The 11,350-nt window shown below is 71.0% G+C and carries 11 protein-coding genes; 7 read left to right on the forward strand and 4 right to left on the reverse strand.

The features are described 5' to 3' along the window. The first annotated feature begins 6 nt into the window (after window positions 1-6). The 4 genes from ACFYPJ_RS20890 (at window position 7) to folE (ending at window position 2,889) form a co-directional block, all read left to right on the forward strand. Entirely contained in the window at window positions 7-1,020 is a 1,014-nt protein-coding gene (locus tag ACFYPJ_RS20890) for an isopenicillin N synthase family dioxygenase (RefSeq protein WP_389019067.1), read from the forward strand. Window positions 1,021-1,075: 55 nt separating this feature from the next. After that, window positions 1,076-1,438, forward strand: coding sequence for a 6-pyruvoyl tetrahydropterin synthase family protein (locus ACFYPJ_RS20895; RefSeq protein ID WP_389019069.1), 363 nt, complete (start codon window positions 1,076-1,078; stop codon window positions 1,436-1,438). Between the two features lie 209 nt (window positions 1,439-1,647). Continuing rightward, complete coding sequence (locus tag ACFYPJ_RS20900) at window positions 1,648-2,256, forward strand: radical SAM protein (RefSeq protein WP_389019182.1); 609 nt, start codon at window positions 1,648-1,650, stop codon at window positions 2,254-2,256. Continuing rightward, complete coding sequence (folE, locus tag ACFYPJ_RS20905) at window positions 2,257-2,889, forward strand: GTP cyclohydrolase I (protein ID WP_389019071.1); 633 nt, start codon at window positions 2,257-2,259, stop codon at window positions 2,887-2,889. 73 nt (window positions 2,890-2,962) lie between these two features. Here the strand turns inward: folE and ACFYPJ_RS20910 are convergent, their stop codons facing one another. After that, window positions 2,963-3,742: a class I SAM-dependent methyltransferase gene (locus tag ACFYPJ_RS20910; RefSeq protein ID WP_389019074.1), complete on the reverse strand. Its 780-nt coding sequence runs from the start codon at window positions 3,740-3,742 to the stop codon at window positions 2,963-2,965. A 251-nt stretch (window positions 3,743-3,993) separates the two neighbouring features. Between ACFYPJ_RS20910 and ACFYPJ_RS20915 the strand changes: the two genes are divergently transcribed. Both ACFYPJ_RS20915 and ACFYPJ_RS20920 read left to right on the forward strand, forming a co-directional pair. Continuing rightward, complete coding sequence (locus tag ACFYPJ_RS20915) at window positions 3,994-5,268, forward strand: ATP-grasp domain-containing protein (RefSeq protein WP_389019077.1); 1,275 nt, start codon at window positions 3,994-3,996, stop codon at window positions 5,266-5,268. Window positions 5,269-5,273: 5 nt separating this feature from the next. Next, on the forward strand, window positions 5,274-6,503 hold the full coding sequence (locus tag ACFYPJ_RS20920; protein ID WP_389019080.1) for an MFS transporter: 1,230 nt from the start codon (window positions 5,274-5,276) through the stop codon (window positions 6,501-6,503). Between the two features lie 458 nt (window positions 6,504-6,961). On the opposite strand, the gene ACFYPJ_RS20925 is transcribed toward ACFYPJ_RS20920, so the two are convergent. Next, window positions 6,962-7,663, reverse strand: coding sequence for a DUF4232 domain-containing protein (locus tag ACFYPJ_RS20925; protein ID WP_389019082.1), 702 nt, complete (start codon window positions 7,661-7,663; stop codon window positions 6,962-6,964). Window positions 7,664-8,032: 369 nt separating this feature from the next. On the opposite strand from ACFYPJ_RS20925, the gene ACFYPJ_RS20930 reads away from it, so the two are divergent. Beyond that, entirely contained in the window at window positions 8,033-10,165 is a 2,133-nt protein-coding gene (locus tag ACFYPJ_RS20930; protein WP_389019085.1) for an ATP-binding protein, read from the forward strand. A gap of 302 nt (window positions 10,166-10,467) precedes the next feature. Here the strand turns inward: ACFYPJ_RS20930 and ACFYPJ_RS20935 are convergent, their stop codons facing one another. Together ACFYPJ_RS20935 and ACFYPJ_RS20940 are read right to left on the reverse strand one after the other, a co-directional pair. After that, entirely contained in the window at window positions 10,468-10,680 is a 213-nt protein-coding gene (locus tag ACFYPJ_RS20935; RefSeq protein WP_389019088.1) for a transposase, read from the reverse strand. A 257-nt stretch (window positions 10,681-10,937) separates the two neighbouring features. Continuing rightward, a complete protein-coding gene (locus ACFYPJ_RS20940) occupies window positions 10,938-11,327 on the reverse strand; it encodes a hypothetical protein (RefSeq protein WP_389019090.1) in 390 nt (129 codons plus the stop codon). Between the last annotated feature and the right edge of the window lie 23 nt (window positions 11,328-11,350).

Consider the following 11,350-nt stretch of genomic DNA (forward strand, 5'->3'; position numbering starts at 1 on the left):
GCACGTGTGAAAAGCGTCATCCCCACCGTCGACCTCGACGTCTGGCAGACCGCCGGCCCCGCACAGCGGCGGGCCGTCGCCACCGGCCTGGACCGGGCGCTGCGCGAGACCGGCATGTTCCTGCTGAGCGGCCACGGCATCCCCAGCGGGGCCACCGCCGAGTTCCGCGCCCGCGCCAGGGAGTTCTTCGCCCTGCCCAAGGAGCGGAAGCAGCGGTACGCGATCGACGCACCGTACGACAGCGGCTGGCTGGAAATGCACCCCGGTGGCGGGGTCGGCGTGCCCCGCGCCGAGGGCGAACCGCTGCCGCCCGAGCCCGACCTGCACGAGTCGTTCTACGTCGGCCCCGCCCACCGCACCGGCGACGCCGACCTCGACCGGTACTGCTACCCGGCCAACCGCTGGCCGGAGGAACTGCCGGAGCTGCGCCGGGCCTGCGAGACCTACACCGGACACATGGTGCGCATCGCGGAGGGGATCAACCGGCTGCTCGCCGAGGTCCTGGAACTGCCGGCCGATTTCTTCACCCGGCGCGCCACCCGTGCCACCTGGACGCAGAACGCCAGCTGGTACCCGTCGCTCAACGCCGTCGGCACGGTGCACCCGGGCCAGCTGCGCAACGGTCCGCACACCGACCTGGGCACCTTCACCCTGCTCAGCAGGCAGCAGGGGGTGGGCGGCCTGCAGGCATGGAACGAGGCCGACGGCTGGTTCTCGCCGCCGTTCGATCCCGGCGCCCTGGTCGTCAACCTCGGTGACCTGATGGAGCAGTGGACGGACGGACGGTGGCGCGCGCTGAAGCACCGCGTGCTGGCACCCAGTCCCGACGCACCCGACGAGGACCTGCTGTCCCTCGTCTTCTTCTACGAGTCCGATCCCGACACCCTGATCGAGCCGCTGGCCCCGCCGGCCGGGGCCGGTGCGGGGCGCCCGCCGGTCGTCTCCCGCCGCTCGATCCTCGAAAAGCTCGGCGTGAAGCCGGGCGAGACGCCGGCTCTGCCGATGCCGCCGGCTGCATGACCGCGACCGCACCGCCCCGGTGACCGGGACACATGTCGAAAGGACCCCTGACCCCATGACCCTGCGCATCACCAAGCGGTTCGAGTTCTCCGCGAGCCACCAGCTCTCCGGTCTGCGGGAAGGGCACCAGTGCGCCCGCCTGCACGGCCACAACTACGCGGTCGAGCTGGAGCTGAGCGCGGACCGCACGGAGCTGACCCCCACCGGGTTCGTCCGGGACTACGGCGACCTGTCCGTCTTCAAGAAGTGGCTCGACGACACCCTCGACCACCGGCACCTCAACGACCTCATCGACGCCAACCCCACCGCGGAGAACCTGGCCGTGTGGATGTACCAGCACTGGAGCAAGGAGTTCCCGGAGCTGAGTGCCCTGCGCGTCTCGGAGACGCCCAAGACCTGGGCCGAGTACCGGCCGTGACGCCGCGGGCCTGCGCGGGGGGCTTCGCACCGCCGCACCGGACCCCACGAACATCACCCCGCGCAACCGCGCCCGTACGAAGAAGGAGGTGGTGCCCATGGAACCGGAACTCGTCGTGAACGAGATCTTCGGCCCCACTTGAGACCGTCCAGGGAGAAGGACGGTCGCTCGGCCGCCGATGCGGTTTCCTGCGGCTCGGCGGCTGCAACCTGTCCTGCCGCTGGTGCGACACGCCGTACACCTGGGACTGGCAGGGCATCAGCGACACCGGTGTCAAGTACGACCCCAAGAAAGAACTGCACCGCCGCGACGTCCCGTCGGTCGCGCGGGAACTGCTCGCATTCGGCGTCGGTCTCGTGGTCGTCTCCGGCGGCGAACCGCTCAGCCAGCAGGCCCGCTTGGTGCCGCTCGTCGAGCTCCTCGGGCAGAACGGTGTCGAGGTCGAGATCGAAACCAACGGCACCCGCGTCCCCGACCCGCGGCTGATCGCCGCCGGCGTGCACTTCAACGTCTCGCCCAAGTTGTCGCACTCGGGTGACCCGGCGAGCCAGCGGATCGTACCTGCGGCACTCCGCAGCTTTGCGGCGATACCGGAAGCCATCTTCAAGTTCGTCTGTCGGAACACCGACGACCTCGACGAAGTCGACGCCCTGGCCGCGGAGTTCGGACTCTCCTCGGTGTGGATCATGCCTGAGGGCCGGAGCCGGGACGCCATCGACACGCACATGCAGTCCATCGTCACCTCGGTGATCGACCGAGGGTGGAACGTCACCACCAGGCTGCACACCCTGGTCTGGGGTGACACGAGAGGTGTCTGAATGACCGTCAACACATCGTCCGCGTCGGCCCGGGCCGAAGCCCGCACCACCGGCTCCGCCGACGCCGTGGCGAGCACCGTGCCGGCCGGGCGCGAGCCCGACCCGCTCATCGACATCGCCCAGCGACTGCTCAAGGAGATCGGCGAGGACCCCGAACGCGACGGCCTGCGCGACACACCGGACCGGTTCGCCCGCTGGTGGCGGGAGTTCATCGACTACCAGCCCGGCACCACCGACACCCTCTTCGAGGCGACGACCACCAGCCAGATGGTCGTGGTCTCGGACATCATGGTGTGGTCGCTGTGCGAACACCACCTGCTGCCGTTCAACTGCTCGATCACCATCGCCTACCGGCCCGAGCAGACACTGCTCGGCCTCTCAAAGTTCGCACGTGTCGCGCACCGCCACGCACACCGCCTCCAGGTGCAGGAACGCCTGGTCGCCGACATCGCACAGGAGATATCGGACACCACCCGAGCCGCTGACGTCGCCGTCATCGCCAAGGGCGAGCACCTCTGCATGACCATGCGAGGCATCAAGGCGGGCGCTCTGATGACGTCCACCGCCTTCCTCGGGAAGTTCGGGGAGGACAGCGCGCTGCGTGCCGAACTGATGGCGCTGCTGCAACGTTGAGCGACACGTCGACATGGCCGCTCGGCCCGGCTCCCCGACGGGGCCGGCCCAAGCGGCCGTTGTCGTACGGTGCTCACAGCCCGTCGCGTCGGGCGTGCAGGACGAACCAGTGGCGGGCCAGGTGGATACCCTCGTCGTGCGTCGCCAGTGCCATGTACCGGTCCAGGGCCTCCCGGTCACCCCCGGTACCGTAGTCCTCGAAGATCGGCACCATCTGGAGGAACGTGTCGAGGTCCTGCGGGGTGTGGAAGTACTCGTCGAAGTCGACGCTCTGCTCGCGCACCACGGAGAAGCCGGCGCGCTCCAGCCGCTCACGGTCCTGCCGCATCACCGGCGTCCCGTCCCAGCGGCCGTACAACTGCCCACGGCCGAATTCCTCCTTGAGGGCGCGGACGTCCCGTTCGCCGATGCCCAGGTACACCAGGGAGCCGCCGGGCCGCAGCACCCGCCCGAACTCCTCGGGGAACAGGGGCCCGCGCCGCGAGGTCACCACGTCGAATTCCCCGTCGGCGAACCCCGTCGCCGACGCGTCGCCGACGGCGAACCTCACGTGCGCCAGACCGGACTCCGTCTGGTGCCGCCTCGCCGAATCGAGCATCTCGGGCGCCAGGTCGAGGGCGTCCACCTGTCCGAAGCGCGGCGCTATCGCAAGCAGGTTGCGGCCGTCCGCGCACCCCACGTCGAGCAGCCGCGTCCCACCGCCGCCCAGCTCCCGCGCCACCGCGTCGAAGACCTCCTCGGGGTCGCCCTGGGGGAACAGCGTGGTACGCCGGGCACCACTGGAGTACCCGCCGAACTTGTTCGCCACTTTGGAGTAGAAGTCCGGCTGCTGCGTCATGTGGCGCTGTGTCATGTCGTGCCTCCTCATACGCCCTGATCGGAGGGGCCATCGTCCCGGGACCCGGCCCGCTCGCGGCAGGGCCCCCCGTCCTTCCCCGAAGGCCCGGCCCGTCGGCCGTCCGGGCCCCGCCCGGCGTCCGTTCGGGCCGGCGCCGTGTCCGTACGGACGGTCCAGCGGGACCTCGGCGGGCGGCCGCCGGGCGCGGCAGAATCCCGGACAGCCGCGTGGTATCCCAGCCCCACCAGCCCGAAAGGCCAGACTCCATGCCCGCAGATGCGCCTGCGATCGTTTTGGTCGATCCCGTCCGCCAGGGCGTACCCTTCAAGGCCGCCGTGCGGGACCTGGGCCTGCGTGTGGTGTCCGTGTACACCCACGACTACCTCGCCGGACTCCAGGGGCACACGGAGGGGGACGACCTCAGCATCTACGCGTCCGACGCGGACAACGTGATCCGGGAGCTGGCCGCCGCGCACATCGAGGCCCGTGCCGTGGTGCCCGCCCTGGAGGCAGGCGTTCACCTGGCCGATGTCCTCGCCCACCGACTCGGACTGCCGGGCAACGACCACCGCCTGGCGTGGGCCCGGCGCAACAAGGCTGCGATGCGCGTCCACGCTCGCAGCGCCGGAGTCCGGGTGCCTGAATTCCGGCTGGTGGACGATGCCGACCGCATCGAGTCCGCAGCACACGAGATAGGTTTCCCGGTCATCGTGAAACCGACCATGGGTGCGGGTTCCCAGGGTGTGCGGGTCTTCTCCCGGCCGGACGATCTCGCGGCTGCGCCCCCGTTCGTCTCTCGCGATGTGTACCGCGAACCGATACGTGAATGGCTCGTCGAACAGTACGTGCGCGGAAGGGAACTGGCGGTCAACTTCTTCAGCGCGGACGGTGAGCACAGGCTCGTCGACATGTGGGAGTACCGCCGCCCCGACGACGCCGACTACGACTTCCCGCTCTGGGACATCGTCCAGATCGCCCCCGGCCATCCCGACTTCGCGCGGGTCGCCGCGTTCGTGCGCACCGTCCTCGACGCGTTCGGCATCCGCCGCGGCCCCAGCCACACCGAGGTGAAGTGCACCGAGGACGCCGTCCACCTGATCGAGGTCGGCGCCCGGCTGTCCGGCGGCCCCGCCGTCGACCTGTGGACCGCGCACGGCGGACTGCGGCCCTTCCACGACACCCTCGCCTGCTACCTCGACCGCCGCCCGGCCCTCTTCGGGCAGCCCGTCGCCTTCCCCGTCCGGTTCGGCTCGGTCGTCATCCACAACGAGCAGGGGCCCGGCACCCTGGAGGCCATCGAGGGGGTCGACCAGGTGCGGCGGCTTCCGGGCGTCGACAGTGTGGAAGTCGGCTACCAGCCCGGCGACCACGTACCACCGACCCACGACAACGTCAGCATCCCCTTCAGCGCCTCCGTCCACGCCGCCGACGAGCCCGCGGTGCTGGATCTGCTGGCACAGATCAGGACGCTGGTGTCCCTGCGGATCCGGCCCGACACCACGGCAGGGGCGGTCGGCGCCGCCCGGCCGGCGGCGTCCTGAGCCCCGTGCCCGGCGGGACCCGCGCTCCGGGCGCCCGCGGCGGCCCGGCAGCCTCCTACCGGCAGGTGCTGGCCTCACCGGGTGCGCCGGGGCTCGCCCTGGCCAGCCTGGTGTCCAAATGGCCGATCAGTATGTTCCCGGTGAGCACCGTCCTCCTGGTCTCGCCGCGCTACTCCTACGCCCAAGCCGGCGCCGCAGTGGGCACGATGCTGCTGGCCAACGCGCTGACCAGCCCGCACCGAGGGGGACTCATCGCCCGCCAGGGCGCCCGTGCCGTCCTGGGCACCTGCCTCGCGGGGTACGTCCTCGGACTGGTCGGACTCGGCCTGAGCGCGGCGGCCCACCTGCCCTTCCCGGTGGTGCTCACGGCGGCCCTGGTGATGGGCACGTTCTTCCCGCCGGCGAGCATCATGCTGCGCTCCCACTGGACCGCTCTCGACAGGGCCCGCGGCCACGGCTCGGCGAACGCCCTCGAATCCGCGATCATGGACGTGGCCCTGATCACTGGCCCTGTGCTGGCCACCTGGCTCAGCACCACGGTCGGCGCCGTGCTCCCCCTCGCCGCCATCGCCGTGCTGATGTCGGTGGCCGTCGTCCTGCTTACCCGCTTCTCCGGCGGCGACCGCACCCCGCCCGCCGGCGCCCGCCCCCGCACCGCCGTTCCGCCCGCACGGCTGCACTCGCGGTCGCTGTGGGCGCTGTTCGGGGCGCAGTTCCTGTTCTGCGCCGCGCTGGCCGGCACCGAGGTCACCCTCCCGATCTACGCGCAACAGCACGCCGTACCCGGCGAGAGCGGCTGGTATCTCGCCGGGCTCTCCGTCGGCAGCATCACGGGTGCCCTGCTCGCCGGCCGGTCGGGCGCCTCCGCGCGCATCCGGCTCCCCACTGTCCTCGGCGCATTCGCCGTGGGCAGTTGTGCGCTGGGGCTGGCGATGGTGACCACACCCGGCGCGGTCCTCGCCGCCTGTCCGGTCGCCGGCCTGGCCGTCGGATCAGTCTTCGCCCAACTCTTCACCACACTCGGAGACCTCACCCCGCCGGACCGCGATCACGAGGTCCAGGGCTGGGCCAACGCCATGACGACCATCGGTTTCGCCGCCGGCTCCTTCGGCGGAGCAGCCCTCACCGGCGCCTTCGGCGCCCCGGTGCTCCTCCTGTGGTCGCCACCGGCCGCCCTCCTGGCCGCCCTCATGACAGCAGCGGTACTGCCACGGAAGGCGGGCACCAGCCCGTGACCACGCAGGGCGGCACCGTGTCGGCCGAGCGGCCGGGCGGGAGCAGTGGCACCACGCGGCCAGCGTGGCCGCCTGCGTGCCGGGGCTGGATGCAGCCCGGCCGAGCGGCCCGGCCGCCGCCTCCGGCGGACGGCGGCCCGGCGGTGCCGGCCAGGCCGGGGGTTGGTGCGGTCACCGGTCTGGCGCCGACGTCACCGCGAAGATCGACGACGCCGTAGGACGCGGTGGCAGCCGCAGGTGCGCAAGCGCCGGCAGCGCCAGGATCACGGCGGAGACGAGGCCGCGTTTCACCGTCCCCGCCGTACCTCCACGGGCCTGGCCCGGCGCATCGCTGCCTGCGGTGCGAGTCACAGGCCAATGGCTTTGCAGGCCAATGGCTTTGCGGGACAAGAAGTGGCGCCTCATTCGGTCCGGCCCGCCCACGGCTCGTCAGGTGCCTTCGGGTCCCACCGCGGGACTCAGAAGTCGTCGGCTCCATTGCGGAGTTCGGGAGTCCAGTAGCCGGTGAGGGCCTTTGCCGGGTCGGCGGCGATGCCGTCCTTGCCGGGCGCGGTGACGGCGATGACGGTCGAGTCGCCCTCCAGCATGACGGAGAACGCCGACACGGGTTCGTTGTCCTCGTCGACACCGCCGTCCGACACCTTCAACAGGGCGTAGGCCGGGTCTCCTGCCGCGAGCACGACCGGGGTGGCCGGCTTGCTCTTCGCGACGGCCGGGACGTCCTGTTTGTGGCTCTCCAGGAGCTGGACGTGCGGAAAGCCCGGCAGACGGCAGGAGTGCCGGGAGGTGTTCTTCGCCGTGAGGACGAGGTGGGTGTAGGGCGGACCGTCCTGCGAAGCGGCCGTGATGGTGACGTCCCCAGCGGTGCACACCGGAGTGGAAGCGGCAGCCTGCCCGCCGGTCGAGCCCGCGGAGCCGCCGGAGGCGGCGGAGGCCGCCGATCCCGAAGAGTCCTTCGCCCCCGCCGAACCGGCCGAGTCGGTCGCGTCCGTCGTGTCGGACGCGCCGTCGGCCTTGCCGCCCGCTGCCGCCGGGGTCGCCGAAGTGGTCGCCGCAGAGGCCGAGTTGTCGTCCTCGGCACCCTGACAGGCGGTGAGGGAGAGGGCGAGGGCCGCACCGGCGACAGCGAGCGTCGCGGAACGGCGAAGGAGAGTGTTCATGAAGGGATCCCCGGTGAAGTGGTACGGAGCCGTCGGCCTGTTGCCGGCGGCCATGGTGGTCGGGTCGGTGTTCCGTGGTCCTGAGTCGGCCCTGCCCGGCCGGGAGCCGGACGAGAGGACCTACACGAACCCGCGGGACATCGGCGCGCGCGGTCCCCAGCAGCTCGGGCACGCTCTGACAGCCGAGCGCGAAACGTTGCCCGCACCGTGTGGCGTCGGGCACCGTTCCGCGTCGGTCTTCAGTCGATCACCTCGGGTCGCCGTCTCCCAGAAGGTTCTCCCGGCAGAAGTACCGTCCGTCATACTTCTGCCGGGGGGCTCACGCAGGGAGAGCCGGACAATCGGGGGACATCAACGGTGCATGGTGCCATGCCTGTCAGCGGCGGCTTCAGGCAGCAACTGCGCCATCTGCGGGCTCGTGCCGGGCTCAGCCAGGAAGCGCTCGCCCACGCGGCCGGGGTCAGCGTCAGAGCGCTGGCGGACATGGAACGCGGGCGTACCCGCGGCCCGCAGCGCCGTACGGTGCAGGCTCTGGCCGAAGCGCTGGGACTGGACGGCGACGAGGCGGCACACCTGGAGAAGTCCGCCGCTCTGGGTCGGCCGCGTCCCCGCACCGCCGACGGTCCGGCCGCGCCCGTCGCCTTGGCCCTGCCGCGCGACATCCGGGACTTCACCGCGCGGGCCCCTGCGCTCGCCCGGCTGCTGGAACTGGCACGTGACGCCGGGGGCGGCCGGCCGGCGGTCACCGTGGTCACCGGGCAGCCCGGTCTGGGCAAAACGGCGTTCGCGGTCCACGCCGCGCATCGCCTCGCTCCGCACTTCCCCGACGGGCAGTTCGCCCTGGACCTGCGTGGCATGGATCCCGAGCCGACCCCGCCCCGGGACGCGCTGGCCCGGCTGCTGGCCGCGATGGGAATCGCCGACGCCGCGATACCGAACGGCACCGACGAACGTGTCGACCTGTGGCGGTCACTGGTCGGTGACCGGCGCGTGCTCCTGCTGCTCGACAACGCCGCCGACGAAGCCCAGGTCGTCCCCCTGCTGCCCGGCACCGGGCCGTCCCTGACCCTCATCACCAGCCGTCACGCCCTGGCGGGCCTCGAGTCCGTCCACCGCAGCGATCTGGCGCTGCTGCGGCGCGAGGAGGCCGTGGAACTCCTCACCCGCGTCCTCGGCCCGGAACGCGTCCAGGCCGAGGCCCAGGCCGCACGGGACCTCGCCGACCTGTGCGGACACCTGCCACTGGCCGTCCGGATCGCCGGCCAACGGCTCCTCAGCCGACCGCACGAGCGGCTGGGCAAACTCGCCGCCCGTCTCGCCGCCGAAGGGCGGCGCCTGGACGCCCTCCAGGCCGGAAGCCTGCGAGTGCGTGCCGCCTTCGGGCTCTCCTACCGGCAACTCCCCCCGGAATCACGGACCTTCCTGCGTCGCGCCGCGCTGGCCGCCGGAGCGGACTTCAGCCCGGAGACCGGCGCGCTCCTGGCCGGCCTGTCCTACGACGAGGCGTTCGCCTGTGCCGAGGAACTGACTGACGCCGGACTGCTTCAGAGCGATGCCGACGCCGAGCGATACCGCTTCCACGACCTGCTCAGGCTCTACGCGATCGAGCAGACCGAGACGGAGGACGGCCCCGGCGTCCGCGACGCCGCCCTCGACCGCACCGCACGATGGATGCTGCGCCGGGCCACCGCCGCCGCGCTGCACTTCGAGATCGACCAGGACCAGGCCGCACCGCACGGCGACCCGGACCCGGACACGGCACCCGTCGGCAAGGACGAGGCACGGGCCTGGCTGGAGGCCGAGCGGACGCAGTGGCTCGCCGCACTGCGCCGGGCCCACGAGTCCGGCTGGCACCGAGAGGTCCTGGACACGGCGGAGGCCATGCACTGGTTCTCCGACGTGACCCAGCACTGGGAGCAATGGGTCGAGGTGTTCGCGTGCTCCGCGGACTCCGCACGCGCACTGGGCAGCAGACAGGAAGAGGCGGTCCAGCTCAACTACCTCGCCTGGTCCCACAACCTCTGCGTCCACAACCCCGACGCTGCCCTGAGGACGGCCGACGCCGCCCTCGTGGCGGCCCGCGAGTGCGGGGACGGGCTTCAAGAGAGCTGGGCACTCGGCTACGGCGCGGGCGCACTCCACCGACTGGGCCGGACGGAGGAGGCCCACGGACGTCTGCGGGAGTCGGCCCGCTGCATCGCCGCACAGGACTCCCCGCAGGCCCGACTGGCCGAACTGACCATCCTCAACACCCTGGGTACCCTGCTGCGGCAGACCGGCCGGACGGCGGAAGCCCTCGACATCCATCGCCGCAGCGAGCAGATCTGCCGCACGGGTATTCCGGGCCGTACGGACGAGCTGATCGCCCTGTATCACGCGGTCGCCCGACAGCAGATCGGCAACGACCTCGCAGCACTGGAACGCTGGCACGAGGCCGAACCGCCACTGCGGCAAGCACTCGCCGACTTCGAGGCCGCCCAGATGCCGATCTGGGCCGAATAGGCCCGGCTCGACCTGGGACGGGCGCTCAGTGCCACGGGACACCCCGAGGCGCGGCAGACACTCCTCGCCGCCCACGACGCTCTCGCCGCGCTGAAAAGCCCGCGGCAGGTGGAGGCCGCCACCGCCCTCACCGCCCTCGACCAGACCACTGCCGCCAGGTGAGATCAGCGACCTGGCCGTGGCAGCGCGGCCCAGCACCTCACCGTGGGCGCACACGGTCGAACTCGTGGCTCTGTTCACGGGTAGCGGTTCTGGCTCAAGCTTCCGGCTCTGTCGCTGATTCGGGGGTGTCACCTGGTTGATCAAGGTGACAGGAGGATGCGGCGTCGTAAAAGGTCGAAGTCGGCCTGGCCGTACAGCTGTCTCTTCAGCAGCCTGATCCTGGCGACGTTGCCCTCGACCGCTCCCGAGGCGTGGGTGGTGGTCAGGGCGGCGAGTACGGCTGCTCGGTCGCGCCGTATGCCGGCGGCCAGGGTACGGAGTTCTCGTTGTCCGTCGAGGCGGGCGTGAACCACGTCAAGTAACCTCTGTGCAAAGGAAGGGCGGACATGTCACGAGCACAGAAGATGACGGTTGCTGCGCTGATATTGGCGACCCTCGGCTTGGGCTGGAAAGGCCGGGGTTGGCTCTTTTACATCTGGGCCACGTGGCGCGAAAGCAGGAATTGAGTATCTACGGCCACAGGCGCAACGGGCTTGGCCTGGCCACCGGCGGAGGCCAGGCTGGATGATCAATTCCAAGGGGTGCCTGCGGAGGGTGTGGGGGAGGGCGGTCAGGCGTCGGGGTCGACTTCGGGGTGCGTGAACCGCACGGGCTTGCCCAGCGACCGGGCGTAGGCGATTTCGGCTCGGGTGCTGTCTCCGATGTAGTCGCCGACTACGAGCACCTCATCAGCGAGCCGGATCTTCGCTCGGTGCAGATCGTCGAGTCGAACCTTCAGCGCCTCGGCCTCGACAGGATCGGACCAAAGTTCGTGCGGCGACTTCATGTCACAGGCCGGCTTGACGACAATCTTCCCGGCTTTGGTCTCCCGCAGATCGGCCTCGGTCATCTCGGTCATGAAGCGGGTGGAGCCGCAGATCACGACAATACGCGGGAGGCTCAGCTGCTTCTTCGCGTCGGCGAGCTTCTCCTCGGGGGTGAGCGGTTGCGGGTATGACACTGGTTCCTCCTGGTGGTGTGGTC

The sequence above is a fragment of the Streptomyces sp. NPDC006012 genome (assembly GCF_042871185.1).
Lineage (GTDB): Bacteria > Actinomycetota > Actinomycetes > Streptomycetales > Streptomycetaceae > Streptomyces.